26 protein-coding genes are annotated in these 26,539 nt (G+C 61.9%); 18 read left to right on the forward strand and 8 right to left on the reverse strand.

Annotated elements, in window-relative coordinates; all coding sequences use genetic code 11:
* Positions 1 to 37 precede the first annotated feature (37 nt).
* The gene (locus A9W96_RS30880; RefSeq protein WP_197499648.1) at positions 38 to 859 is read left to right on the forward strand and encodes an IclR family transcriptional regulator; all 822 of its coding nucleotides are present in this window, start codon (positions 38 to 40) and stop codon (positions 857 to 859) included.
* A 283-nt stretch (positions 860 to 1,142) separates the two neighbouring features.
* Here the strand turns inward: A9W96_RS30880 and A9W96_RS32355 are convergent, their stop codons facing one another.
* Positions 1,143 to 1,550 (reverse strand): MarR family winged helix-turn-helix transcriptional regulator, encoded by a 408-nt coding sequence (locus A9W96_RS32355; protein ID WP_197499649.1) that lies wholly within the window; start codon positions 1,548 to 1,550, stop codon positions 1,143 to 1,145.
* Between the two features lie 177 nt (positions 1,551 to 1,727).
* Positions 1,728 to 2,531, reverse strand: a complete 804-nt coding sequence (gene ygiD, locus A9W96_RS25690; RefSeq protein WP_067144132.1) for a 4,5-DOPA dioxygenase extradiol — start codon at positions 2,529 to 2,531, stop codon at positions 1,728 to 1,730.
* Positions 2,532 to 3,018: 487 nt separating this feature from the next.
* On the opposite strand from ygiD, the gene A9W96_RS25695 reads away from it, so the two are divergent.
* From A9W96_RS25695 to A9W96_RS25720, 6 genes are all read left to right on the forward strand, one after another.
* Positions 3,019 to 3,849 carry a cupin domain-containing protein gene (locus tag A9W96_RS25695; protein WP_067144064.1) on the forward strand — a complete coding sequence of 277 codons (831 nt, stop codon included), beginning with the start codon at positions 3,019 to 3,021 and terminating at the stop codon, positions 3,847 to 3,849.
* Positions 3,850 to 3,873: 24 nt separating this feature from the next.
* Positions 3,874 to 5,625 (forward strand): FAD-dependent monooxygenase, encoded by a 1,752-nt coding sequence (locus A9W96_RS25700; RefSeq protein ID WP_067144066.1) that lies wholly within the window; start codon positions 3,874 to 3,876, stop codon positions 5,623 to 5,625.
* Between the two features lie 14 nt (positions 5,626 to 5,639).
* Complete coding sequence (locus A9W96_RS25705; RefSeq protein ID WP_067144067.1) at positions 5,640 to 6,467, forward strand: NAD(P)-dependent oxidoreductase; 828 nt, start codon at positions 5,640 to 5,642, stop codon at positions 6,465 to 6,467.
* 13 nt (positions 6,468 to 6,480) lie between these two features.
* A complete protein-coding gene (locus tag A9W96_RS25710) occupies positions 6,481 to 7,467 on the forward strand; it encodes a fumarylacetoacetate hydrolase family protein (protein ID WP_067144069.1) in 987 nt (328 codons plus the stop codon).
* A 73-nt stretch (positions 7,468 to 7,540) separates the two neighbouring features.
* Positions 7,541 to 8,695 (forward strand): DUF3500 domain-containing protein, encoded by a 1,155-nt coding sequence (locus A9W96_RS25715; RefSeq protein WP_067144072.1) that lies wholly within the window; start codon positions 7,541 to 7,543, stop codon positions 8,693 to 8,695.
* Positions 8,692 to 10,371, forward strand: coding sequence for an AMP-binding protein (locus tag A9W96_RS25720; protein ID WP_067144073.1), 1,680 nt, complete (start codon positions 8,692 to 8,694; stop codon positions 10,369 to 10,371). Before A9W96_RS25715 ends, A9W96_RS25720 begins: the two co-directional genes overlap by 4 nt.
* Positions 10,372 to 10,388: 17 nt before the next feature.
* On the opposite strand, the gene A9W96_RS25725 is transcribed toward A9W96_RS25720, so the two are convergent.
* Positions 10,389 to 11,285, reverse strand: coding sequence for a LysR family transcriptional regulator (locus A9W96_RS25725; RefSeq protein ID WP_067144076.1), 897 nt, complete (start codon positions 11,283 to 11,285; stop codon positions 10,389 to 10,391).
* A gap of 219 nt (positions 11,286 to 11,504) precedes the next feature.
* Here A9W96_RS25725 and A9W96_RS25730 point away from each other — a divergent pair, with 219 nt between their 5' ends.
* Positions 11,505 to 12,335, forward strand: coding sequence for a cupin domain-containing protein (locus A9W96_RS25730; RefSeq protein WP_067144078.1), 831 nt, complete (start codon positions 11,505 to 11,507; stop codon positions 12,333 to 12,335).
* An 86-nt stretch (positions 12,336 to 12,421) separates the two neighbouring features.
* The gene (locus tag A9W96_RS25735) at positions 12,422 to 13,327 is read left to right on the forward strand and encodes an IclR family transcriptional regulator (protein WP_067144080.1); all 906 of its coding nucleotides are present in this window, start codon (positions 12,422 to 12,424) and stop codon (positions 13,325 to 13,327) included.
* Between the two features lie 296 nt (positions 13,328 to 13,623).
* Here the strand turns inward: A9W96_RS25735 and A9W96_RS25740 are convergent, their stop codons facing one another.
* Positions 13,624 to 14,544, reverse strand: coding sequence for an AraC family transcriptional regulator (locus A9W96_RS25740; RefSeq protein WP_067144082.1), 921 nt, complete (start codon positions 14,542 to 14,544; stop codon positions 13,624 to 13,626).
* A gap of 185 nt (positions 14,545 to 14,729) precedes the next feature.
* On the opposite strand from A9W96_RS25740, the gene A9W96_RS25745 reads away from it, so the two are divergent.
* From A9W96_RS25745 to A9W96_RS25755, 3 genes are read left to right on the forward strand one after another with little or no spacing between them, the layout of a single operon-like run.
* The gene (locus tag A9W96_RS25745; protein ID WP_067144084.1) at positions 14,730 to 15,113 is read left to right on the forward strand and encodes an MmcQ/YjbR family DNA-binding protein; all 384 of its coding nucleotides are present in this window, start codon (positions 14,730 to 14,732) and stop codon (positions 15,111 to 15,113) included.
* Positions 15,114 to 15,120: 7 nt separating this feature from the next.
* A complete protein-coding gene (locus A9W96_RS25750; RefSeq protein ID WP_067144086.1) occupies positions 15,121 to 15,483 on the forward strand; it encodes an MmcQ/YjbR family DNA-binding protein in 363 nt (120 codons plus the stop codon).
* Positions 15,484 to 15,536: 53 nt separating this feature from the next.
* Positions 15,537 to 16,601 (forward strand): zinc-binding dehydrogenase, encoded by a 1,065-nt coding sequence (locus A9W96_RS25755; protein ID WP_231999899.1) that lies wholly within the window; start codon positions 15,537 to 15,539, stop codon positions 16,599 to 16,601.
* A gap of 391 nt (positions 16,602 to 16,992) precedes the next feature.
* Here A9W96_RS25755 and A9W96_RS30890 read toward each other — a convergent pair whose 3' ends face one another.
* Positions 16,993 to 17,760, reverse strand: a complete 768-nt coding sequence (locus A9W96_RS30890) for an IclR family transcriptional regulator (protein WP_082972618.1) — start codon at positions 17,758 to 17,760, stop codon at positions 16,993 to 16,995.
* 97 nt (positions 17,761 to 17,857) lie between these two features.
* On the opposite strand from A9W96_RS30890, the gene pcaH reads away from it, so the two are divergent.
* From pcaH to A9W96_RS25785, 6 genes are read left to right on the forward strand one after another with little or no spacing between them, the layout of a single operon-like run.
* Entirely contained in the window at positions 17,858 to 18,640 is a 783-nt protein-coding gene (gene pcaH, locus A9W96_RS25760) for a protocatechuate 3,4-dioxygenase subunit beta (RefSeq protein ID WP_067144088.1), read from the forward strand.
* Positions 18,633 to 19,184 carry a protocatechuate 3,4-dioxygenase subunit alpha gene (gene pcaG, locus A9W96_RS25765; protein ID WP_067144090.1) on the forward strand — a complete coding sequence of 184 codons (552 nt, stop codon included), beginning with the start codon at positions 18,633 to 18,635 and terminating at the stop codon, positions 19,182 to 19,184. Before pcaH ends, pcaG begins: the two co-directional genes overlap by 8 nt.
* The gene (locus tag A9W96_RS25770) at positions 19,181 to 20,410 is read left to right on the forward strand and encodes a lyase family protein (protein ID WP_067144093.1); all 1,230 of its coding nucleotides are present in this window, start codon (positions 19,181 to 19,183) and stop codon (positions 20,408 to 20,410) included. The genes pcaG and A9W96_RS25770 overlap by 4 nt, the downstream gene beginning before the upstream one ends.
* Positions 20,407 to 21,189 carry an alpha/beta fold hydrolase gene (locus A9W96_RS25775; protein ID WP_067144095.1) on the forward strand — a complete coding sequence of 261 codons (783 nt, stop codon included), beginning with the start codon at positions 20,407 to 20,409 and terminating at the stop codon, positions 21,187 to 21,189. Before A9W96_RS25770 ends, A9W96_RS25775 begins: the two co-directional genes overlap by 4 nt.
* Positions 21,186 to 21,587: a 4-carboxymuconolactone decarboxylase gene (gene pcaC, locus A9W96_RS25780; protein WP_067144096.1), complete on the forward strand. Its 402-nt coding sequence runs from the start codon at positions 21,186 to 21,188 to the stop codon at positions 21,585 to 21,587. Before A9W96_RS25775 ends, pcaC begins: the two co-directional genes overlap by 4 nt.
* A 3-nt stretch (positions 21,588 to 21,590) precedes the next feature.
* Complete coding sequence (locus tag A9W96_RS25785; RefSeq protein ID WP_231999900.1) at positions 21,591 to 22,814, forward strand: 4-hydroxybenzoate 3-monooxygenase; 1,224 nt, start codon at positions 21,591 to 21,593, stop codon at positions 22,812 to 22,814.
* Positions 22,815 to 23,228: 414 nt separating this feature from the next.
* On the opposite strand, the gene A9W96_RS25790 is transcribed toward A9W96_RS25785, so the two are convergent.
* The 3 genes from A9W96_RS25790 to A9W96_RS25795 all read right to left on the reverse strand — a co-directional run bounded on the left by A9W96_RS25790 (position 23,229) and on the right by A9W96_RS25795 (position 26,448).
* On the reverse strand, positions 23,229 to 24,521 hold the full coding sequence (locus A9W96_RS25790; RefSeq protein ID WP_067144098.1) for an NADH:flavin oxidoreductase: 1,293 nt from the start codon (positions 24,519 to 24,521) through the stop codon (positions 23,229 to 23,231).
* A gap of 83 nt (positions 24,522 to 24,604) precedes the next feature.
* Positions 24,605 to 24,760 (reverse strand): hypothetical protein, encoded by a 156-nt coding sequence (locus tag A9W96_RS32910; RefSeq protein WP_231999901.1) that lies wholly within the window; start codon positions 24,758 to 24,760, stop codon positions 24,605 to 24,607.
* An 824-nt stretch (positions 24,761 to 25,584) separates the two neighbouring features.
* Entirely contained in the window at positions 25,585 to 26,448 is an 864-nt protein-coding gene (locus tag A9W96_RS25795; RefSeq protein ID WP_197499651.1) for an SDR family oxidoreductase, read from the reverse strand.
* Positions 26,449 to 26,539 lie beyond the last annotated feature (91 nt).

A 26,539-nucleotide genomic window follows, 5' to 3' on the forward strand; every position in this document is an offset into this window, starting at 1 on the left:
AACCAGTGACCCCGGGAGAAGTGTCGGCTCTCGCCTGATGCGCGTTCTCTTTTCGTTTCGAGCCGACCGTCCACGCCTGAACATGGCCGAAGTAGCGCAACTGACCGGCATACCACCTGCCACTGTGCGACGACTTGTCATGGAACTGGTGGATGCTGGGGCACTTGCCCGTGAACCCGACGGCCGATTCACGATCGGAGTACGACTGTGGCAACTGGGAACCCTTGCGCCGCTCACGGAATCACTGCGGACATTGGCGCAGCCATTCATGGAGGATCTGTACACCGCATTGCACCAACACGTGCAGCTCGCCGTCCGAGATGGCGAGGAGGCAGTGGTCATCGAACGGCTGTCGGCACCGCACGCCGTTGGATTGGCATCCCAAGTGGGCGGGCGGATTCCACTGCATTGTTCGGGAGTCGGTAAGGTGCTCCTCGGCCACGGTGGGCCCTATCTAATCGAGCGCGTGTTGTCTGGCCCGCTCCGGCGCTACACGCCGCACACCCTTACTGATCCCGCCAAGCTGCGCGAACAACTTGCTGCCTGCCGCCGGACTGGAATCGCGACCGTCTACGAAGAGCTGACCAACGATGCCGACTCTGTGGCTACCCGGATCATTGACTCCGAAGGCCATGTTGTCGCGGCGCTGTCCGTGGTTCTAAAAGCAGGCTCGGTCAAACACCAGGCCGCTGTGCCCTCGATTGTGGCCAGTGGGCTGGGAATCTCCCGACGCTTGGGCTGGCGGCCTGGGATACGTCTACGAGAAACGGGCACTACAGATGCTGTCGCGATGCAGGAAAGATTGATAGGAATCGCAGGGCTCCAACGCCCCGAAGAGTCCGGAGACTTTCCGATGTGAGTTCAGCCAGCGGCTGGTCTCTGGTGTTGAGCGCAATAGCGGTCCGAGGCGCGGTACCCCGGGAACCCAATATCGATGGCGGCGCGCGCCCCCAGACGCCGTACGGCTGAACAAGCGCTGCACCGCGGTCAATCGCGACGCCACAGCGCGACACTGACTTTCGCCGACGGCACCACCGCGCACGCCGATGTGATCGTCGGCGCAGACGGGGTGCGTTCCACGGCGCGTGGCGCAATCATCCCGCCGCCACCGCCGACTTGCTCAGCGATGTGCGCGTTCCGGGCTACTGCGCCTCCACAAAGATCCGCTCGCCGCCAACGGCTGGATCTACGCCTACGAAGCCGACCTCGCGGGCGGCACCCGCCGGAAGCGAATGCCTAGCCGCCCGCAACGGGGTCATGAGAGGGTGAAGATTCGTGGCGTGATCGCGTTCGAATGCCACCACAATCCTCCGGCCGATCTCCGTCAGCTGTCGTTGTTGCAGTTCTGTCAACGCTTCGAAGACATAACGCCGACGGTCGCAACATGACCAGGAGCGCAGGAGATGACCCGCTGCGGTAAGAACGGCAAGAGTGCACCGACCGTCGCGCGAATCGGTACAGCGGCGAATCCACCCACGCTTTTCCAGCCGACCAACGACCTGCGACAGTCGGCCCTGCGATGCCTGCACCATGTTCGCCAGCGCACTCATTCGCACAGCGTCGCTTTCAATCACGGAAAGGGTTGCCAGTACCTAATATTCGACGTGACTCATGCGGCATCACGCTGCAGCTGCGCTTCGAGAGCGGCGGGTAGCTACACAGCGATACCCAGTACAGCGATCCGCACCTGCCGCTCCGCATCATCGAGCCAGCGGGGTTCGGGCGAGTCAGCCGTCACTGGCGGCAGATGCGGCGCTGCTCGAAGGCAACCCGACAGTGTAGGACGCCATCGAGACCGCTCCATACCCGTATCCGTCAACGAGGATGTCGACAGATTCGCTTGCAACACTGGCCAACCCGGCGATGTAAAGCAGCGGGAGGAAGTGATCAGGCGTGGGCACCGCGGCGTGAAAGTCCGGGTGCCCATCAAGCCGGGCGATGTCGGCGGGAGCCGACAACATCCGGTTCGTGGTTTCCTCACCAAAGCGCAACGCCCAGTCGAACCCCGTATCTTCGAGCCGCGCGTCCAACGCCCGCAGGTTGTGGACAATGTTGCCGCTGCCGACGATCAGCACACCGTGTTGGCGCAAAGGAGCCAGCGCTGCGCCCAACTCGAGGTGATAGTCCAAAGATTTGTCCGCGTTGATCGACAGCTGGACCACAGGGACCGAAGCATCGGGAAACGCGTGTTTGAGCACTGACCATGCCCCGTGGTCGAATCCCCAGCTGTCGATGTCGGCGCCCACCCACGTCGGGTGGACGACGTCACTGACCTCGTCCACGAGCCCCGGATAGCCGGGTGCGGGATATTGGATGTCGAACAAAGCCTTTGGGAAACCGTAAAAGTCGTGAATCGTCCGCGGTTGCGACATCGCCGTGATAGCCGTCGCGTTGACAAACCAGTGGGCGCTGACCACCAAAATCGCTCGCGGTCGTGGCAGATTCCTGCCGAGCTCCCGCCATGCGGAGGTGTAACGGTTGACCTCGAGCGCGTTCATCGGACTTCCGTGGCCGACGAAGACGGTTGGCATCTGTCGCGTCGACGCGGCGCCATCGGCATCACGCACTTAACGATTAAAGCAGTCGTTAAGAAATGCTGGCAAGGATCACCACACTTGCCACCGACGCGAGGATAGGTGCTGAGAATCCGATTACATCAGTGCCAGGAGGACCGCCGGATTCCACCCGCATCGCGACCGGCCAACTACCGTAGCGATGCGGTCGAGAGAATCCCTTCCGGGTCCCCCGCATCTTTGGTCCACTCACAGAAGCGGCGGTAGGCGTGATCGACCCACCGGTACTGGTGGGCCGCCGCGGCAGGCATTTAGTCGGACACAATCTTAAAGGCAGGGATTTCAGTCCTTCCCAAGGTGGCCTGGTTCGTGGAACACTCATCAGGATCGTGATGAATAGTTTGCGTTAACCGAGACTGCCGCGTCTTCATGCACCGGTGTGTGCGTCGATGGCCGGCGGCGAGCCTGCCCAGCTTGACCGTAAGAGAAAGGATGAGTCATCTCGATGCACTACGTGCGCGCACTCGACGACGACAAATTGGTAGACACCGGCTTTCCAGGCTACCGCGCGCAATTCATCTCATCACTGGAAAGTGCATTGATGATCGCCAGCCACATTGAAGAGGGCGGCTGTGGTCCCGGACTGCATTATCACCGCAGCGACCAACTCTACTACCTACTGAACGGGTCGATGAACGTCCAACTCGGACACGACATCCAGCGCATCACCGCCGGCACGTTCGTGTTCATCCCGGCGGGCCTGGCCCACCGCAACTGGAACGACGGGCCCGGCCCAGAAACCCATTTCGAAATGATCATCCCCGCCCCCGCGCCGACAGCCCCAATAGCGCTGATGGTCGAAAGCCCCGACCATGTGCCCGCCACCGACCGTACCGACCGGCCCGGTTATATCCGTCGCAACGCTGATGAGCTCAGCCAGATCCTGCCCGGCCTGCGTATGAGCACGCTGACCGGCCCCGGCATGGGCTGCGATCACGCGGTGGTCAACTACATGGAACTCGAGCCAGGAAGCGCCGGCCGCAAACTTCACATCCACCGCTTCGACCAGTACTACCTCGTGCTTGAGGGCGAGCTCACCGTCGAAGTGGCCCTACAAACCCACTTCGTGCGCCCCCACACCCTGGTCGTGCTGCCCGCCGGAGTGCCCCACCACCAATACAACAGCGGCACTACGACCGAAAAACACCTCGCCGTGCACACTCCGCCACCGGAACCGGCCAAACCGTGGGACCACGGCGTGCACTTCCACGCCAACGGCGACGACCATACCGGCCCTCAAACCATTTTCGAGCCCGTCAACCTCGCCTCGCACTAGCGATCCGAGAAAGAAAAACCCACCATGAGCACCCCCATCTACACCGACGTACTTGTCGTCGGCGCCGGAGTTACCGGCCTGACATCTGCGGCGTTACTTGCGCGCCAAGGTATTCCGGCTGTGACTATAAGCAAGTACCCCAGCACCGCAAATACACCTCGGGCGCACATCACCAACCAACGGACCCTAGAAGTGCTGCGGGACCTGGGCATTGAAGACCGCGTCTACCAAGACGGGCTGCCAATGACAGTGGTACCCAACACTACTTGGGTCACCTCGCTCGCCGGTCGCGAATTGGCTCGACGACGTTCCTGGGGCACGCACGTGGACCGTCAGGCCGACTACCAAGCGTCCAGCCCATGCTCGATGGTCAACATCGGCCAGCATCTCCTGGAACCGATCATCCATCGGCGAGCTGTCGAACTCGGCGCTGACATACGATTTTTGAACGAGCTAGTGGAGATCGCCCAGGATGATTCCGGAGTGACCGCAACGGTGCGCTATCGCCCAACTGGGGATGTGCACCAGATCAGAGCCAAGTATGTCGTCGGCGCCGACGGTGGTCGATCGCTGATCGCCGATCAGCTCAATTTTAGATTCGAGGGTGAGACGAATTTGGGATATGCCCTCAATGCATGGTTCGAAGCAGATCTGAGCAAATTCGTCGCCCACCGGCCAGGCGTGCTGTACTGGACGAGCTATCCCGGGCGCGACGACCTGTTCGGGTCAGGCACATTCCTGGCGGTGCGACCGTGGAACGAGTGGGTCATCCAATTCAGCTACGACCCCGCAAGCGAGAACCTGGACACCTCCGAAGAGCTCATTTTGCCCCGGATCCGCTTGGCAATCGGTGATGACACTGTGCCGGTCGAGATAAAGGCCATGACCAAGTGGGAGGTCAATCATGTTGTGGCACAAGACTATCGGGTAGGAAGAGTATTCCTTGCCGGAGACGCGGCCCACCGTCATCCCCCCGCAAACGGCCTCGGCTCGAACACCTCCATCCAAGACGCCTACAACCTCACATGGAAACTGGCCTTGGTGCTTCGCGGCAAAGCCGATCCGTCGTTGTTGGATACCTACAGCAGCGAACGTCAACCCGTTGGACGCCGGATCATCGATCGGGCCATCGAATCAGTGGGCCTAGCAGGCGATATCTTGCGCGCGATGGGCATCGAACGCGGCCAGGACGAGCAGCAAGGTTGGGCCGCCCTTGACCGCTTGTTCTTGCCGACTACCGACGGCGAGTTTCGACGTCAAGAGCTGGACCGGCAGTTGGAGCGGTTCGACTACGGCGTGAACTGCCATGGCGTCGAGATGGGTCAACGCTACGAAACAGGGGCGCTCGTCGATGACGGAACCCCTTGGCCCCCATACCGACAAGACCCACAATTGTTCTACCAGCCGACCACGCACCCGGGCGCGTACCTTCCGCACGTCTGGCTCGAACATCGAGGCGCCCTGGTGAGCAGCCTGGACGTGGTTCCTGAAGACTCCTGGGCGTTGCTCACCGGCGTCGACGGTGAGAGCTGGCGCGGGGCAGCCAAACAGGTCGCTGATGAACTCGGTGTCGAACTTGTCAGCTGCGCTATCGGACGCGGGCTCGACTACGCCGACGTCTACGGCGACTGGACAGCGACTCGTGAGATTACTGATCGCGGATGCCTATTGGTCCGTCCCGACAGGCACATCGCCTGGCGCAAGGTGGACACCTCGAGTGAACCGGTCACCGAGCTGCGCGATGCGCTGCGTCGCATTCTGCACCCGTCGACGTAGGAAACTCCTTGTCCATGCCTTTCACCGGCCGCACCGCTGTCATATCAGGCGGCAGCCGCGGTATCGGTCTCGAGATCGCTTCCGCACTCGGCTCCCGGGGAGCAAACATCGTGCTGCTGGCCAAGACTGCCGAACCGACTCCGAAGTTGCCGGGCACGATTCACACCGCTGTCGCGGAAATCGAACGCCGCGGCGGCACGGCGGTCGCGGTTTGCGGGGATGTTCGCCACCAGCAGGATGTGAGGCGGGCAGTCGACGTGGCCGTCAATCATTTTGGCGGAATCGACATGTGCATCAACAACGCCAGCGCGCTCAATCTCAGCTCCACGACCGACTTGGAATTGAGCAAGTTCGACCTGATGATCGACGTGAACATCCGCGGCACATTTGCCCTTACACAAGCATGTCTGCCCTACCTCAAGACATCACCGTGCGCGCACATCCTGACGCTGTCACCGCCGATTAATCTGAGTCCGAAATGGCTAGGCGCACACCCGGCTTACACGCTAAGTAAGTACGGCATGAGCACCCTTGCGCTTGGCTTCGCCGAAGAGCTGCGGGCATTTGATATTGCCAGCAACTGCCTGTGGCCCGAAACAACGATTGCCACAGCGGCGGTCAACAATGTCCTTGGCGGTGAACAAGCGATGCAGCGAGCGCGCCAACCGGCGATCATGGCCGACGCCGCTTGCCTGATCTTGCAAACCCCCCCGTCCCAGCTAAGCGGCCAATGCCTCATCGACGCTGACGTCCTCACCAATGCAGGTGTCTCCGACCTGAGTCGCTACGGCGGCCAACCACCATTGCAACTCGACATATTCGTCGATGCCCGCTCCGAATGAGGTGATGAATACTATGCGTCTGGCCACATATCTGCCCGGGACTACCGAACGCCCCGCAGTCGTCGTCGGCACACGATTGTGCCCTCTCGACCACGCGGTCGACCATGCCGGCATCGCTGCCAGTGTCGACCCGGGATCCGTTCGGCGGCTTTTGGCTACCAGCGGCCGGCCCGATTGGGGCGCTATCGTCGACAGCGCCCAACAAATCGTTGCTGCTGACCCTTCGGCCTTTCCCCGCATCGACTCGGTCGCGCTGCTGCCACCGGTCCCGGATCCGCAAAAGATTTTGTGCTTGGCCCTGAACTCCAAAGACCACTGCGCAGAAGTCGGCTTGCCGGAGCCCGCCATACCGTGGTTTTTCCCAAAGTGGACCACATCACTTACCGGGCATCGCGCCACGGTGCACCCCGCTCCGGCAATCACCCAGCTCGACTGGGAAGGTGAAATCGCCGTCGTCATCGGCAGTATCGCAAAATGCGTTCCAGCCGAGCGCGCTTTGGAGCACGTCGCGGGGCTGACGATTGTCAACGACCTGAGCGCACGCAATCTCATCCACGGAATTGAGACGATCGCGGTAACCAAGGCCGGCGACGGCCAGGCTCCATGTGGCCCCGCCCTGGTGACCCTAGACGAGGTTGGTGACCTCAACGACCTTCATTACCGGACACTGGTCAACGGAATCGTCAAGCAGGACGGTTCAACCAGCGACTACATCTTCGGTATCGAAGACGCCATCGCCTCCATCTCTCGCGTGATCACGCTGGTTCCCGGCGACATCATCTCGATGGGCACCCTTCCCGGCGTGGGGCTTAGCCGCTCACCGCAAGAGTTTCTGAATGAAGGTGATGTCATCGACATCGAGGTCGACGGTATAGGCACGTTGCGAACAACGATCGGTTCTCCCAGCGCGACACCGCAGCTTGGTCCATTGGCAGGCAGGGCCCACTCAACGACGGTGGACACATCCGCGGTGGACGGATCGCATGCAGCCCTCAAGTGACAACCGCGACGAACGCTCACTTAGCTACCACGGCTATCGCCCTCGCCCCCAACAACTGCCACTTCACCGCGGCGTGGTCGACTTCACCGACGAGGACGGTGTCAAGCAAGTCGCGGCGTTGATTGGAGACGCCGAGCTGCCCCCGGTCGAAACCGCCGCGCAGCCGTTCGTCGGTGTTACCACTGACGGACTGCCCGTATATGGCCTCGACGCCGGAGGTGATGGGTTCAACCCTGCACCGGCAATCAATGCCGCGAGCGCCTATCTGCGTGCGCTGGATACCGGCCAACGGAAGGCGGCGACGCTGCCCCTGGATGCTCCGGAAATACGGATGTGGTCCAACGCCTTCCTCACGTTCCCCGAACATGGATTGCTGTTGCAGGAGCTGTCCACCGAGCAGCGCCTCCGCGCGCTGGCCGTCATCGAGGCAACATTGAGCGCGCGGGGATTTGCACAAATGCGCGAGGCCATGCGGCTCAACGCGCAGCTGGGCCATTTCGTCCAAAACTACGAAGACACTCTGACCGAATGGTGTTACTGGTTCACCATTTTCGGAGATCCCCAAGCAGGCCAAGCATGGGGATGGCAATTGGCCGGCCACCACATCGACCTGCACGCGGTGATCGTCGACGGTCACTTGGTCGTCACGCCGGCGTTTCTTGGCTGTGAGTTCGAGGCGCACACCATCTTCCACGATCACCGGCACGCCGCCCTGACGCTCATGGACGGCCTGGGGCCTCATCGGCAAGGCAAGGCCTTGCTTCATGGGTCAATGCTTAGCGCCGAACTACCGGCCGCGCTGGCGGGGATGGTAGACGGCCGCCACCGCGCCGGAGCCGGCCGCGACAACTTAATACTGCCCTATGCGGGGGTTCGCGGCGACGCTATGAGCTCTGGCGAACGCGAACTACTCCGTCGGCTCCTGAACGTGTACGTCACTAGTTTGCCGACCGGCGGACCGCGCGAATCACGAATCCGATCGATCGAGAACCACCTCGACGAAACATATCTGGCGTGGATCGGGCGCTGGGATGAGAAGTCGCCGTTTTACTATCGCGTACACAGTCCTGTCGTGCTCATCGAATACGATAACCATCCAGGAATATTCCTTGACAATGATGAGCCCGAACCGTTCCACGTGCACACGATTGTCCGAACGCCCAACGGCGGTGACTACGCAAAGAACCTGTTACGCAACCACTACCACCGCCACCATGGAGAGTCATGACCACGACATCCCGTAAAGCCCCACCCTGGCTGTCGTCGTACGGCGATGGCGTGCCCACCAGCATTACTCCGCCACACGACACCATGCTCGACGTCTTCAATTCGTGTGTGGCGCACGCACCTGACCAGACGGCCATCAGGTATTTCGACGGGCGGCTGACGTGGGCAGAACTTGATGAGGCTGCCGATGCACTGGCATCGGCCCTGCTCGCCTGCGGATTCGCACTAGGCGATCGCGTGGCGCTGTACGTCCAAAACAATCCATCGTTCATCATCGGCCTTATCGCGGCATGGAAATCCGGCGGCATCCCGGTCGCCGTCAACCCGATGAACAAGGCACGTGAACTCACCAATATCCTGACCGATAGCGGTGCGACAGCCATCATATGTCTTGACACGCTGTGGCATTCGACTGTGCAGGCAATCATCGCGAGCGGTGCGGAACCTCAGCTACGAACAGTCATCACGTGCTCAGCTAGTGACTTTCAGTCACGAAACGACAAACGCGTGATGGAGCCGATCGACGATCTACCGATACAGGCAACCCTTCGGCTCACGCATTTGCTGACCGATTACCGCAGCGCCACACCGCGCGGGCCGCAGCCGAGTCCGGATGACCCAGCTGTGCTGACCTATACGTCCGGAACCACTGGCGTGCCGAAAGCGGCGATCAACACACATCGCGCAATGTCGTTTAACTCCTATACATTTCGCGAGTGGTTAGGCCTGTCGTCCGAGGACAGCATCCTGGGAATCGCACCGCTGTTTCATATAACCGGTCTCGTCGGCAACATTGGTGCGGCGCTGGCCGCCCCGTGTCCGCTCGTGCTCACCCACCGCTTCGAGCCGAACGTCACGCTAGAAGCGCTCCGAGAGCATCGCCCCACCTTCACAGTGGCCGCGATCACCGCCTTTACCGCCCTGCTCTCACACTCCGAGGATCCAGCGGCGGACTTCGAACCATTGCGTGCGATCTACTCCGGCGGCGCCCCGGTGTCCCCCTCGCTCGCCGACGATTTCAGGCGCCGCACCGGCCGCCAGATCCACAATATTTATGGGCTGACTGAGACAACATCAGTGTGTCACGCGACGCCCCTGGGTGCCGCGGCGCCAGTTGATCCGCGTACCGGCGCCCTGTCTATTGGATTGCCCGTCTTCAACACCCTGTCGCGCGTGCTTGATGACCACGGAAACGAACTACCCGCAGGGCAATTGGGAGAGATCACGATAAAGGGGCCACAGGTCGTGCCCGGCTACTGGAACAATCCAGCCCAGTCCGCGCAAACCATCGTTGACGGGGAACTCAGGACCGGTGACATCGGCTTCACCGACAACGAGGGCTGGTTCTATGTCGTCGACCGCAAGAAAGACATGATCAACGCTTCAGGATACAAAGTATGGCCACGCGAAGTCGAAGACGTCCTCTACACCCACCCGGCCGTGCACGAAGCCGCCGTTGTCGGCGTGCCCGATCCCTACCGCGGTGAAAACGTGAAGGCATACGTGTCATTGAAAGAAGGTGCGACCTGCTCGGCCGATGACCTGATCAGCTTCTGCAAGCAAAACATGGCTGCATACAAGTACCCGCGCGAAATCGAAATCGTTGACGACCTTCCAAAAACCAACACCGGCAAGATACTTCGGCGCAGCCTACGTGAGCCCGATGCCAACCGCTAACGTTCACCGCGGTGCCCTCAGGTCAAGCAGTGTACGACAGATCGAACCGTCTTCATGAATTGCCCAATTAGGGGGGTGACGTCGGTCGCGCGATAGGCGACTGCAAGTGACACCGTGATCTCAGGCGTCGTAAGAAGCGGTCGAAACGTTGCCCCTTTGAATGCGTAATGCCTCAGCGAGTCGGGCATCAGCGCGACTCCCATATTGCCTGCGACGAGCGCCACCATTGCGGCTGTATCGGAGACCGTTTGGCGGATCTTGGGTATAAAGCCGGCCGAGTGGCAGGCGTTGAACATAATCGCGTACATCGTGGCGGGCGGATCGCTGGGCAGCGAGATGAACCATTCATCGCGTAGATCTCTCAACTCGATGTGGCGCTCGCTGGCCTTAGGATGCGAATCGGCGAGCATGACCACTACGGGTTCTTCTCGTATCGTTTCCACGGCCAACCCCTGCACCGACAGTGGCCCACGAAGTACGCCCACGTCCAACCGGCCATTGAGTAACTGCTCGACCTGCGCCGGGGTGGTCAAGTCGCCTTGGACATCAAGGGTGACATCGGGATACTCGGCGGCATACGTGCGGACCAACGACGGCAGTAACTCATGGGCCCCCGAACTGGTGAATCCGACGGATAAATGCCCCAAATGACCACGCGCGGCCTTGCGACTGGCCTCGACGGCTTCATCAATAAGACACTGCACGCGCGCGACCCGCTCGTAGAGCACCTCCCCTGCGCAAGTCAACGCCACTGTTCGCGTGGTACGGGTAAACAGCTCCACGCCAATTTCACGTTCCAGTCGGCGGATCTGCTGGGACACCGGCGACTGCGCCATATTGAGACGCGTTGCGGCGCGAGTGAAGTTGCGCTCCTCGGCGACCGCCAGGAAGGAACGCATCTGTCGTAGCTCCATCGGATCTCCCTCAGCCCGCCATTCATTCAGTCGATTCTCGTCTTAATCGGGTGGATTTTAGTCTTTCACAAAAATGTCCGGCGCGTGGAACACTCATCAGATCGGTGATGAGTAGTTTGCAAAACTGGCGCAGATGCCTTGCTGCTTGCCGTGTCACGAGTCAAGTCTGTGGGGTAGACGGGTCCTGAGCCCGGCCTCAATGAAAGGGTGAGTCATTAGATGCACTACGTGCGCGCATTCAACGACGAGAAGTCAGTAGCTACCGGCTTTCCGGGCCACCGCGCGCAGTTCTTGTCCTCGTTAGAAAGCGCACTGGTAATCGCCGGCCACCTCGACGAAGGGGGCTGCGGTCCCGGACTGCACTACCACCGCAGCGACCAGCTCTATTACGTGCTCGCAGGGTCGATGGATGTCCAACTCGGACACCAGGTGCACCGCATCACCGCGGGCGCGTTCGTGTTCATCCCGGCGGGTCTGGCCCACCGCAATTGGAACGATGGACCCGGCGCGGAAACCCATTTCGAAATGATCATCCCCGCACCGGCGCCGGCGACCGCTACGACCTTGTTCGTCGACACCCCGGATGATGTGCCCGCCGCCGACCGTACCGACCGGCCCGGTTACATCCGCGGCACCGCTGACGAGCTCAGCCAGGTTCTGCCCGGGCTGCGTATGACCACGCTGACCGCCCCTGCCATGGGGTGCGACCATGCAGTGGTCAACTATATGGAGCTCGCTGCTGGCGGGGCTGGACCGAACACGCACATCCACGGCTTTGACCAGTACTACCTCGTGCTCGAGGGAGAGCTCACCGTCGAAGTAGCCCTGCAAACGCACGTGGTGGGACCCCACACCCTGGTCGTGCTGCCCGCCGGGGTCCCCCACCGCCAGTACAACAACGGCTCCACGACCGAAAAACACCTCGCGGTGTTGGCCCCACCACCAGAACCGATCAAACCGTGGGACCGCGGCGTGGAGTTCCGCGCCAACGGTGACGATCACACCGGTCCACAAACCATCTTTGAACCCCTCGATCTCGCCTCGTCCTAGCGATTTCGAGACGGAAAACCACACCATGATCACCGCCATTCGCACCAACACCGCGATCATCGCTCCAATCAATACGTGGTGACGTGATGGCAAGATCCACGTCGGGCGAAGGTGTGCTGGAGAGAGCCGTGCGGATTCTCGAAGTCTTCGACGGCGATACTGCTATGGCCTCCGTTACCGACATCGCGACGAAGGCTGGGTTGCCGCTGTCCACGGCATCACGGTTGGTCGATGAGCTCATCGGCCACGGTTTGCTACGGCGCGATCACCAGCGGCGGGTGCATATCGGGATTCGCTTGTGGGAGCTCGGCTGCCGCGCCTCACTGACCCACGACTTATTGGACGCCGCGATGCCGTCACTGCAGCAGTTACATTCGGCCATCGGCCACCATGTGCAGATCGGCATCCTGGAGACCCACGAAGTTCTGTTCATTGAACGACTCAGCGCCCCTGGTGGAGTGCGTAACTTGGCGCGCGTGGGCGGCCGGCTTCCTTTACACGCCTCGGCATCCGGATTGGTGTTGTTGGCATATGCACCGACGGAGCTTCAGCACCGGATTGTCAATAGACCGCTGCCGCGCCTTGCCGACCAAACTGTCACCGACCCCAAGCTTTTGTGTGTGATCTTGGCGGAAATTCGTCGCATCGGTTACGCGGCCTGCCCTGCGTCGGTCAACGCCGAGGCGACAGGATTCGCTGTGCCCATCAAAGACGCCGCAGGCACTGTGATCGCAGCACTTTCGGTGGTGGTGCCTCGAGGTACCCCTGCAAGCCGCTGCATTCCGGCCCTCCTGGCCGCGGCGGACCGTATCCGAGGTGCTATCACCCGACCGGCCGTTGCCGCAGTCGCCGTGGACACAAACGGTTCGGCAAGACTCGGCGCTCACAGGTCCTTCCCGATAGGCACAGCTGCTCATGCTAGAACCGGAAGACCGGATGACGCCGCCGTTGGGGGCGAGACCGAGCCGGGCGGCATGCGCTGCGTGAAATGAACGCCCGAGACCCTGAGTCGGCGGCAGGCGCCTGCGCTGACGTATTTACCACCATCAAGAACATGAGGAATAGTTGGTGTGCTACGCGCCGGGCGTGATCCGGCCGCCGTTAAGACCGTCGCTTGACTGCATTCCCAACATTGACATCGACCTCCGCCCCACGGCGGAAGTCCTTGTTACGGCGGAAATATCACTTATGCGATGAACTGGTTGGCCTTTGGGTTACCGCGGTCGGCACGAATTCCCGCGCTGCATCCGACGCGCTGATACTCGCGGTTGCCCCAGTTGCTGGTAGATCAGACCTCCTGAACCGTTTGACGCATTCCGTAGGCGGCCGGCGAGATATGCATTTGATGGCGAAAGAAGCGGCCGAAGTTGGCGGCGTCGGTGAAGCCGAGGTGGGCACCGACGGCATGCGCGTTCCATTGGGCGTGGACGAGGAGGCGACACGCCTCGAGCAACCGTCGCTCATTGATGACCTCACGTGCTGCCTTGCCAGTGGCAGCCCGTACAGCGCGGGTGAGGGTGCGCACCGAGCAGCCAAGTAAACGCGCGTACTCGTCGGCGCGGTGGAGCTCGCGGAAGTGCAGCTCCAGGGCGTCGAGGAACTGTTCATAAACGGCGAGGCGGCTGGTGCTGCTGAGCGGCAACGCCGGGCCGGGTCGGCTAGCTGGTAAAGCCGGTCCTGCGGCGAGGTTCAGGTTTGAGACACGCGGGGAGTGCGCGAGGCGCAACAGCAAGGCTTCGAGGAGACTGCGTCGCAGCGCGTGCTGCGGTCCAAGCGGTCGGCGGCCCAACGCGCGGTGTTCATCGAGAAGCTGGAGCGCGGTCTGCTCTAGCCACGGGCCGTCGTCGGCATGTGGCGTCCAGACCACCGTGGACTCGTGTGCGGTGGCCGGGGTCAGCTGACGGGCGGTTTCGGGGGAGAGCACCTGCGGCTCGAAAAGGATGAACAGGCCTCGCGCCGTGCTGGGGTCGTGCCAGCACTGCACATGTCCAGGGCGCACCCACAGCCACTGACCGGGCGTGACGATGCGCGTGACGTGATCAACGTCGTGCCGCAGTACGCCCTGTGTGACCAGGATGAGGTAGTGGAAGGTGGCCCGACCCGGATGCGGCGGATTCCACGGCCAGTCGTCGTGGTCAGTATAGAAGTCCTCGAGGGTGGTCACTTCCAGGCCGTATGGCGTGCCGACCGGCGGCTGGAAGCCGTACATCGGTATAGAGCCTGCGTGGCCGCGTGCCACGGAATGCGGACGCGAGGAGGCGCGCGGCGCAAAAACCTCATGGTGTCGTCTAATGACCATAATGTGTCCGCAGATTACCATCCGACATAACGGTCACGCGGAAACCATGGTGGGGACGACTCGAATGCCGACATCGACCGAGGAGCACACCAACCATGAACGGAACAACGCTGCAGAAGGCCGCGGCCGACTGCGCCAAGCAACTACCCGAAAGTGTCTTGGAGCATCCCTTCGGCCCCGACTGGGAGGTGTTCAAAGTCGGTGGCAAGGTCTTCATGTTGATGACCGAGGTTCCTGGACGTCCCGTCGTGATCCTGAAGGCGGATCCCGCCGAGGGCGAGGCCCTGCGGCAGCAGAACGCGAACATCACGGCCGGCTACCACATGAACAAGAAGCACTGGATCACGCTGGATAGCGGCAGGGCAGTCGACAAGAAGCTTGTTGAGGAACTCGTGACCGAGTCCTACCGTCTCGTGGTCAGCCGTCTCCCGAAGGCCCAACAGCCTGTCGACCCGCAAACTTACGGCCGCAGCGCCTGACCTCGTCATGTCGCTGAATGGCGAGAAGCTACACGAGACGGCGCGTAGCACGGCCCTCGCGTTGCCCGGGGTCAGCCACGGGCGCCCCTTCACTGAGCAGCTGGATGTCTACAAAGTGGCGGGCAAGGTCTTCCTGATCGTCACCGACGAACCGGACGACCCGGCTGTCACACTGAAGGCGGAACCCGAACACGGGCGACAGCTACAGAAGCAGCACAACTCGATCACCCCCGGCCGCTATCTCAACAAACGACACTGGATCTCCGTGAGAGCCGGCCGAGGCGTCACGGCGGACCTGGTCGCAGACCTCGTCGCCCACTCGTACCACCTCGTCCTGGAGACGGTTCCGCACAACCGACGTCCCGGATGACCACCGCCCCGTTGATGGGGACCACACCCGCCGCGATCGACCTAGGAGGCAACGTGGAAGAACCGACCACCGGTCAGCAACGTCGCACGTTCAGCGAGCGCGCAGGCACGGGCAACCACAATGACCGGGCGCGCACGATGCGGGCCATCGTGCTCTCAGAGCCCGGCGGCTCAGAGAAGCTCGTCGTCAAGGACGTGCCGCTGCCCGAAGTCAAACCCGGATGGGTGCGCATCAGAGTCAAGTCGTTCGGAATCAACGAATCCGAGGTGACCACCCGCAAAGGGTTGTCCAGTCCGGATGTCACCTTGCCGCGCGTTCCCGGGATCGAATGCGTCGGCCTGATCGACGAAGCACCCCGGGACAGCGATCTCAAGCCGGGCCAACAAGTAGCCACCATGATGGGCGGGATGGGACGCTCCTTTGACGGGGCATACGCCCAATACACGCTGGTTCCAGTCAGCCAAGTCATTCCATTCGACTCGACGCTGCCGTGGGAAATCCTTGGGGCGCTGCCGGAGATGTCACAAACTGCCTACGGATCCCTGAATACTGGGCTCGACCTTCACGCGGGACAGACCCTACTGATCCGCGGTGGAACATCAACGGTCGGGCTGACCGCGGCCGCCATGGCGAAGGAACTTGGCGCCACCGTGATCTCCACCACCCGCCGCACCGAGCGCACACAGATATTGCGCACACTCGGCGTCGACCACCCGATCATCGATGATGGGCACATCTCTGGAATCGTGCAGAAAATCTGCCCGAACGGTGTCGACGCGGCGCTGGAATTGGTCGGCACCCGCGATCTCGCGGACACACTGCGGTCGGTACGCGTCCACGGCACGGTCTGCTTCACCGGTGCACTGTCCGACGCATGGACTGTCAAAGACTTCAGCCCTCTCGGGTACATCCCGAACGGCGTCCGGCTGACGGCCTACGGCGGCGCGGCCACCGACCTGCCCGCCGAAGCATTCCAGCGCCAACTCCAGGCCATCGCTGACCACCGACTCAAAATCATCATCGCCAAGACCTACCACGGCCTTGAAAGCGTGCGAGAAGCCCAGACCCACCTGGAATCCGGCACGACACCAGGCAAGCATGTGGTGGTACTCGACTGAGACCCAAGTGACCCAGTTGGGGAAGTTTTGGCGCTGCAACTCGCTGATCAACTATCGTCCGCAGCCACGCTTTTCCATTCAATAGCTTCGAGCGTGACGGTGCGGCTGCGGCCTGCACGCCCGTGTCATCGACTGCCCCCACAGACGGCAACCGAACCGCGCCTTCGATACTGAGGGTTCCTCGAGCGACAAGGCGATGAGCAACAACAGCGGCCTCGAGAGGTCGGTTCGGCCACGAGGTGCGAGGGATCTGATATCTGATTGTGCCCGAATCCTTTTCATCGTTTGGAGCCGCCCGGCAGCTCCTGGACATGAGACAATTCTTGGTTTGCGCTCTGCGTGTGTGGGAGCTATTGGCCGCGTCGTGGGCAGCATGAAGCCAGCGGTGGCATTACCCGTCAGAGGTGCGCTGGGAGGCCAGGCTTCGTGAAATGCCCTGTGCTGCCACGTTCAGCGCAGCTAGCAGCCGCGTTCGATTTCCTTTGAGCGAAGGCACGACGAAACCCAGCGCAGCAACAACATCGTCGCCGCGCAAGACTGGAACGGCCACCGAGCACGCCCCAAGGGCCATTTCCTCATTAGTAGTTGCGTTCCCGTCGCGCCGCACGCGGTCAAGTTGAGCAGTCAGTACCCCGCGGTGAGTGATCGTATGCGGAGTGACGCGCGTCAGGTGTCTCAAGACATCTTCTTGAACATTCGGGGGCGCATGCGCCAGCAGAACCTTGCCCACGCCCGTTGCATGTAATGGAAGACGGCTTCCAATGGTGCTGACTACCGGCACCGAGGAGTGGCCTGCAAGCCGGTCCAGGTAGAGCGCCTTGTCACCGTCGCGGGCTGCGATGTGCACGGTGGCAAGAGTCGCCCCGTACAGGTCATGCAGAAATGGTGACGCTACCTCACGCAGGTCGGTCTGCACGGGGGCTAAAAGTCCGATATCCCAGAGCCGCCGGCCAACGACGTAGTCGCCGGTCGGGCGGCGCACCACGGCACCCCACGCTTCGAGCTCCTTGACCAGACGGTGCGCAGTTGACAGCGGAACGTCTGCGCGTCCTGCCATTTCGGTGAGTGAAAGCCGCCGATGCCTGGAATCGAATGCGCCGAGCAGTGCGAGCACCCGTGACGTCACCGTGACAGCGGGTCGTGAAGTATTGCCCGCCACGTGCTACCTCCGCACACCAGCCCCATCGCCCCGTTCTTCCGCTGAACGGAAGTCTAACCTCGCCTGATCCCCGACCGCACATTTATGGTCCTGTTCCATGCACACTGTGGCGCTACCGCCCGGCATGGCTTCTCAGCGTGAGATCTCTGCCGAAATCAGCGAACTCGCCGCGCATTGGGAACGCAACGGCAGCGCCGATACTCAGCCGCGTATCGACTACCCTCCGTATCGAAGCAGCAGGCTGCGCCACCCTAAGGCGGGTTTGCAGGAGGTGAACCCCGAGGAGGCGGAGCGCTGGGCACCCTGTTTTGGAGAGCAGGACGTCTCACCGCTTGACGCCGATCTCACCGCCGGCCACGCAGGCGAGCCCATCGGTGAACGGATCATCGTCACAGGACGAGTAGTCGACGACCAGGGCCGTCCACTGACCGGACAGCTGGTCGAAATATGGCAGGCGAATGCCGCCGGTCGCTACAGCCACGCAAGAGACCAACACCCCGCCCCGCTAGATGCCAATTTCACCGGTAAGGGCCGATGCCTGACCGGGCGCGACGGAACATATCGCTTCCTCACGGTCAAGCCAGGCCCGTATCCCTGGCGCAATCACCACAATGCGTGGCGCCCTGCGCACATCCATTTCTCACTCTTCGGACGCCAACTCAACCAGCGGCTCGTCACACAGATGTACTTCCCGGGCGATCCGCTGCTCACGCTGGACCCTGTCGCCCAGTCCATCCGCGACCCCGCCGCACGCGAGCGGCTCATCGCACACTACGACCACGACACCTCGGAACCCGAGTTCGCGACGGCATACCACTGGGACATAGTGCTGGCCGGAAGTCGACGGACCTGGATGGAAAACCGCGCCACTGATGGCTAGCCACGCGCCGACCCCAGGGCAGACCGTAGGCCCGTTTTTCCACTGCGGGCTGGTGTTCCCAGGCGATAACCGACTGGTCACACCCGGACGGCCAGCGGCAGTCCGGCTGCACGGAGTCGTCTACGACGGCGCCGGCGAGCCTATACCCGATGCACTGATCGAGCTGTGCCAAGCGGACAGCGCGGGAAGCGTTGTGTCGCAACCGGGGTCGCTGCATCGAGACGGGTGGACGTTTACCGGCTGGGGTCGCTGTGCTACCGACGCCAGCGGTCATTACACCTTCACCACCGTCGCACCTGGCGCCATCACTGCCGGGCGACCGCCATTTTTCGCGCTCACTGTTTTCGCCCGCGGCCTGCTGGACAGGCTCTTCACCCGCGCGTACCTGCCCAACAGTAATCTCGATACCGATGCGCTGCTGCGCAATTTGAGTCAAGAGCGTCGACACACCCTCATCGCCGCCGCAGAGCCCGATGGGTATCGGTTCGACATTCGTTTGCAGGGCGACAGAGAAACCGTCTTCCTCAGGTTCACCGACAGATGACAAATCTGCTGTGGCCGGGTGATCACCGCGCGGGAAGCCTCATGACGGATTCCGCGATGCTCGACGCCATGGTCGCCGTCGAAACGGCATGGTTGCATGCGCTGTCCGCGCATGGTCTCGTACCCAAGGAACTGCACGAGATCGACTTGCGCGGGCTGCTTTCCGCCGACACCTCCGCTCAACTCGCCGACCGTGCTGAGGCCGCCGGCAACCCCGTAGTTGAGCTGGTCGCGTTGCTACGCGAACGCGCACCCGAGCACGCACGCCGCTGGATTCACCGCGGGCTGACCAGCCAAGATGTCATCGATACCGCGCTGAGTATGTTGATCCGCGCCGCCGTCGACGAGTTGCTGGGCCAGCTGCTGCAACAAATCTCGACTTTGGCCGCACTGGCTGAGACCCATCGGCGCACGCCGATGGTCGCGCGAACCCTTACGCAGCATGCGATTCCGATCACCTTTGGCGTGAAGGTGTCCGTTTGGTTGGGTGTTATCGTTGATGGCTACGGCAAGTTGAACTCTGTCTCCACGCCGGTGCAGATTGGCGGCGCCGCCGGAACCCTCGCAGCCTCAACCGAATTAGCTAGGTTGCAAGGCACCCGGGGCGATGCTCCGACGATCTCCGTTGCTCTCGTGCATGATCTGGCTGACTCGGTGGGTTTGTCGTTCAGTCCGCCATGGCACACTGCACGATCGGCGGTAACCGACGCGGCCGACGCCCTCGTCGGCTGCAGCGACGCTTGGGGCCGCATCGCGACCGACGTTGTGACGCTGTCTCGGCCAGAAATCGGGGAAGTCACCGAATCAACGACTGTCGGACGCGGTGGGTCATCAACCATGCCGCAGAAGAGAAACCCTGTGCTGTCCATACTAATTCGTCGGGCAGCCATCACAGCTCCAGCACTGGCGGCAAGCCTGCACGCCTCAGCTGCGCTCGCCAACGACGAGCGGCCTGACGGGGCCTGGCACGCGGAGTGGGACACCATCAGAACCTTGGCGCGGCGCACGCTCGTCGCGGGATCGCAATGCACGGAGCTGCTGCGCGACATCCAGGTCCATCCGGTGCGGATGGCACAGCAGCTCGCCGATGACGCCGTGCTAGCAGAGCAGCGCAGCATTGCCCAGTTGGTGGGCGCGCCACCGTCACAAACGTATCTCGGCGCTGCAGAGGTGCTCATCGACGCAGCGATCAACCGCGCCACACATGTTTTGAGGGACAAGTCATGACCGTTCCCCGAATCGCGTTCAACCACTTGGCTGGATCGGCCCACTTGCCGCTGCTGGTTGTCGGCCCATCACTGGGTACTTCAGTGGCGGCATTGTGGACGCCGGCGGCGCGATTGGTCGGTGACACCCATTGCGTCGTCGGATGGGATCTGCCGGGGCACGGCGCCAGTCCCCCGCCGCGCGCCCCGTTCAGTGTGGGCGACCTGTCGCAGGCGGTTGCCGCCAGCGTCCAATTGGAATTTGGCGCCCCGTTTACCTACGCCGGCGTGTCCGTCGGGGGCGCGGTGGGACTGGACATGATGCTCAATCACCAGGGTTGCGTCTTGGCGGCGGCGTTGATCTGCACAGGCGCGGTTATTGGCTCAGCCGCCGACTGGCATGCTCGTGCTGAACGTGTCCGCGCAGACGGCACCGCCACATTGGTGCAACTGGCCCGACAACGTTGGTTCGCACCAGGGTTCGCCGAGTCCCAACCGCAGACAGCCGCTGGGTTACTTGATTCACTGTGCGAGGCCGATGACGAAGGTTACGCACTGCTTTGCGAGGCGCTTGCACAGTTCGATATGCGCGAACGCCTGACGAACATCCAGACGCCGGTATTGGCGGTCGCAGGTCGCCATGACGTCGCAACCCCCCCAAAGTCGTTACTGGAGATCAGCACTCGGGTCCGCGATGGCCGGTTCATCGAGCTGCCCTGCGCCGCACACCTGGCCCCGGCCGAAAGACCTCGGCGCATTGCTCAGCTCGTCGCATCGTTGACGGAGAGGGGCAGTCGTTGACCCAAAGTGACGGGCGTTTTGAACGCGGCAGCAAGGTCCGCCGAGAGGTACTCGGTGACGAGCACGTTGATCGCGCAAGGGCTGCGACCACGGATTTGACCGCTGACTTTCAACATATGATCACCGAATACGCATGGGGAGCCATTTGGGCCCGTCCCGGTCTGGATCGGCGGTCCCGATCGATCATCACGCTGACCGCGCTGATTGCCCGTGGGCACCACTCCGAGCTGGCCATGCATATCCGCGCGGCACTGCGCAACGGTCTATCACGCGATGAGATCAAGGAGATTCTGCTGCAGACCGCCATCTACTGCGGAGTCCCTGATGCCAACGCGGCTTTCCGTGTCGCCCAGGAGGTCTGCGCCGACCTTGACGATCGATATGCACCTGAAAGGTAAGACGTGACCACTAGGGCGACCGGTCCCGGTTACCATCTGCGCACGCAGGTCGCGATCATCGGCGCTGGGCCCGCTGGGTTGTTGCTGTCGCATCTACTCAGCGCTGAAGGCATCGAGTCGGTACTCATCGAAACCCGGTCTAAGGACTATGTGTTGTCCCGAATCCGCGCTGGCATCCTCGAACAATCGACAGTTGACCTGCTCGATGGTTGCGGGCTGAGCCACCGACTACGGCAAGAAGGTTTGGAACACAACGGAATTTATCTTCAATGGCCCGGCGAACGGCACCACCTCAACTTCGTCGACCTCGTCGGGCGAAGCGTATGGGTATACGGGCAGACCGAATTGACAAAGGACTTGGTCGTCGCTCGAGAAGCCGATGGTCAGCCGGTGTTCTACAACGTCGCCAACACGGTGCTGCATGACGTGGACACCGATGCACCGTATGTCACGTTTACCGAAGCACGCGGTGGGCTAATACGCGTTGATGCCGCGGTCATCGCTGGCTGCGATGGGTCGCACGGGCCGAGTCGCGCGACAGTGCCGAACAAGGTCCGCCGAACATGGGAGCATGTTTATCCCTACTCCTGGCTAGGCATTCTGGCCGCGGTGGCACCGTCAACGGACGATCTGATCTATGCCTGGCACCCCGAGGGATTCGCACTGCACTCCATGCGTTCGAAGACTGTGAGCCGGGTGTACCTACAGGTGCCCAACGACACCAATTTGAAGTCATGGTCCGATGAAAGGATCTGGGACGCACTCAAAACCAGACTGGGCCATGGAGAAGACGGGTGGGAACTCACCCCGGGTCCGATCACGAACAAGAGCGTCCTGCCCATGCGCAGCCGCGTACAAAGCCCGATGCGTTACGGTCGTCTGTTTTTGGCCGGCGACGCTGCTCACACGGTGCCGCCTACCGGCGCAAAGGGCCTCAACCTCGCGGTGGCCGATGTCGCGCTGTTGGCGCCTGCGCTCACCGCGCTGCTGCGCAAAGATGATCCGACGCTGGCCGACGCCTACAGTGAAACCACGCTGCGCCGAGTGTGGCGGTGCACGCATTTCTCGTGGTGGATGACCACCATGCTGCACGTCAACGACGTGGCAGCCGGGATGGATTCCTTCGATGCCCAACTACAGTTATCCCAATTAGCTTGGGTTACAACAAGTCCAGCGGGGTCAGCGGGCTTAGCAGAGAACTATGCGGGCATGCCGATCGGGTACTGAAGGCGTCAGGACCGAATCGCCAAGCGCAGGAGCGAACTACGTCCTCGGCGCTCGCCAAGGAGTTCCGCGACCTCACTCATGCGGATACCGTCTCGTCCAGCATTCCGAGTAACCCATGTCTTGCACGGATTCGACCGGAATCTCATACACCTCGTTACGTCGACGGCGACGAACGGGAAGCGCCCTGTTGGCCCGAACCGCGGTGCGGGCCGAGCATCGGTCCGCACCGGATGCCACTCCTGGGGCCAACCCCCCGTGGCACCAGCGCACGGGGGCGGGGATGCCGATCGGCCGAATCCTGTACGGCACAGTCGCTTCGCGCTCGAACCGGGCCGCTGGAAAAGACAGAAGCGCCAGCGACGGCAGGGCCGCGGTCGTTGCGGGTCAGTCCCACGGCGGCCTGTCAACCGGCGATCACCGTCGTTTCCTGGGGAGGTTTCCGACGAGATTCATCAGTCGCTGGGAACCCGTCGCGGCGAGCACCGCCTGTTCTATAGGCGCCTTGATTATCCGGTCAATGGGTGGACGCTCACCTGGTTGCCGGCTTTCCCGGCCCATACGCGGATTCAGGCTGCAGCGGATGGCCATCCCCAGCGCCAGTCGACGCATACAAACATTGTTGTGGTCGCACTGGACGATCTCGTGAGTTCGGCCATCGCGGATCTTGTTCGCATACTCCGGGTCGGCAAGCAGTTGACGTGCGATCATTACGGCGTCGGCGCGACCCTCAGAAATAGCGCGCGCCGCACTGCGGTGGCTATGGACACTTCCGATCATCAGCGGGCACGACACCGCTTCCCGGAAGATCTGCGCTTCGCCGTGCGCGACCGTCGGAGTGTCGGCATTACTCGCATCCATCGATTCGTAGTTGCCGTCGGTCAAGGCCACGTAATCCAGGCCCTCACGGTGCACGCGCTGCGCGATGGCCGCGAATCCCTCCGGCCCCTGACCACCCTCGACATGCTCGTTAGCGCTGATGCGCAAACCGATCGGGAACGAAGGGCCAGTCCGTTCGCGGATAAGGCGCACGATGTTCACCAGGATCCGGGCCCGGTTTTCCAGATCGCCGCCGTATTCGTCGGTTCGCCAGTTCGACCTCGGCGACAGAAACGACGCCAAAAAATAGCTCATCATCGCGGCGACCTCGACCCCGTCGAACCCAGCCCGCTGAGCACGGACCGCAGCCATGGCCGTGTCCTGCTCTATCTGATGAATCTCGTCGACGGTCGCCTCCCGCGGCACTGGGGTGACAACGTCGGTCGGCGAAATGATTCCCGTCGGTAACCGATCCCGTCTTATCACCACATTCTTCGGACTGGCGGCGATGAGCGGCCACTCCGGCGAAGACTTGGCCATTGTGCCGAAACCTGGCGTGAGTTCAGCAAAGATCGAGGTCCCGTGCACGTGGACCGTGTCCGTTAACCGTTTCAGATCGGACACGAAACGATCATCATCGAACCGGAGCAGCCCCTTGACCGCAGCTTCATCGTAGCCGCGGCGAGTGGCCACGGTACCTCCCAGGATCACCAGGCCGACGCCGCCCTTCGCGCGCTCAGCCAGGAACGCGAGCGATTGCTCACTTGGCCGCCCGTCGGGCAGCGATGCTAGCGCCGCCATCGGACTCATCACAATGCGGTTGGCGATCGTCACCGAGTTGATCGTGAGGGGGGAGAATAAGACCCCGCTCAGCTCAGCATCGTCAGGCACAAAGCCCTCCCATCATTGAGTGAACCCATCTGGAATAGGGGTGCTACTAAGGAATCTGGACGGTGAGCGGGCCGAGATCGCTGTTACGAGCGGCTAAGGTCGAACACGACCTGCCAGTAACGGCGCATCGCCTCACCCATCGGGGTCCCCCGCCCCACCTCGGTCAAACGCGCATCATGCGACGACGAGGGACGACCGTAACCGGTACCGGTGTCCAGCTCCGACGACGTAACAGTCATCCATCCCTCCGAATTTCGCTTACGCCGGCTCTCCGAATTTCGCTTACGCCGGCGCACCGACGAGGTTGGACTGCACGATGAAAATTCATCACACAATGCCCAACGTACGCCTAGCACTGATACCCGTCAATGATGTATTCGTCAGATGCGCTGAGCGCCTCCGTAAGCCGCACGGCCGAACCATTCCACGCGAGCTCGCCCACCCGTGAGACCGCCCGCACCGCAGCAGCCGCCAAACCGAGCAGAGCCAAGCGGCGAGATCCCCCAACGCTGGACATCGTGATCGTTAGCCAGCAGCCAGTCGTGCACAGCCACACGGATACGAGGTTCGCACCGCACACCCCTTGGACCGCGCGTCGCATACCGGCGTACAGATTCACGTAGCACGCTGCGTGCGCAGTCCCGACAATAGAAACCAAATCCCACCCGCTGCGGCCGCCGCGCTCAGCCGTCAGACATTCACCGCCACAAGATGATTCGTCATCACAGCAATCCGCCGTGGCGTCCGGCGTCATGCTCGCTGGCTCCCCCGCCAGATGTCCGCTAGCTTAGCGAATTTCCGGCAACAGCGGCGATGCCGAGACGAGCCGCAGCGCGCGCTTTCCACGCGTTGAACCATCATCAGAAATGACGTCGCGTCTCACGACGGTGGCAGAGGTAACCGTGCGGCGCACCGACGCATGTCATTTGCCTTCGCAACCATAGTGCTGTTAGAGCGAACTGGACAAGCCGGTCGACTCCGCCAAACCTGTTGCAGGGTAGCGCTTCTCGCAGCTGATTACATGAGGTGACGACACAGTCGGGCGGCTGTCGCTATCATTGCGTTACGATTCTGCCCAACTGGCAGCTGTCTCAAGAACGAAGTGTTCGAACCGACGCGGGGGATAGCCGAGCAACTGGGTGAACTGGTCGAGTTCTTCAGGCGTTGCTACAAGCACCCCGGCCTGGTAGTACTCGTATTGTCGGCGAAGCGAGTGCGCGAGCGCCTTGGACTCTACGGTGCCAACAAACGCCTCGAAGTCGTCGAGTGAGAGCGGAGCGTACCGCACTTCACGCCCCAGTCCGATGCTCCACGTCTCCGCAATTCGACTGCCGGACAAATTTTCCGGGCCGCACAAGGTATAGGTGTTACCGTTCGCGTGCGGGTTGCCGAGAACCGTGACCACTGCCGCGGAGACGTCTTTGAGATCGACCCGTGCCACGCCGGCATCGCCGAATGGTGCGGGATAGAAGCCCGCCTTGATCGCATCAGCGAATTCGTAATCGATCTGCATGAAGGTGCTAGGGCGCAGTAGCGTGGCGGTCTTGCCGCCCCGACGAAGGACTTCCTCGGTAAGCGACTTGGGGGCAACGGTGGGTACGCCGAGCATGAGATCCGGTGACTGTCCGCCGATGTATACGATGTGCTCGACTGTGGGACTCTTTTGCGCTGCATCGACGGTGATCAGATTGCCGACAAGTTCCATTTCTCCGGTACCGATCAGGATGAGTGCGTCGATACCTTCGAGTGCCTGCACCATCGAGCTGTAGTCGGTCATCGAGCCTTCAACTGCTGATGCTCTGTCCGATATCGCCCTCACCTTGTCGGCTGACCGGCTCAGAAGGGTTACGTCGTGCCCGGCCTCAATGAGTGCGGGCACGAGTGCGGTGCCGATTCTGCCGGTCGCGCAAGTGGCCAGGATCTTCATCGTTCTCCTTTTGGGCTGGACCGTTGGCAAGCTGGACACAGGGTTCTCAGTCTCTTTGCGCATCATTTTGGCGCCCGCCCCTGGTCAATCG

The organism is Mycobacterium sp. 1245852.3 (assembly GCF_001669335.1).
Taxonomy (GTDB): domain Bacteria; phylum Actinomycetota; class Actinomycetes; order Mycobacteriales; family Mycobacteriaceae; genus Mycobacterium; species Mycobacterium europaeum_A.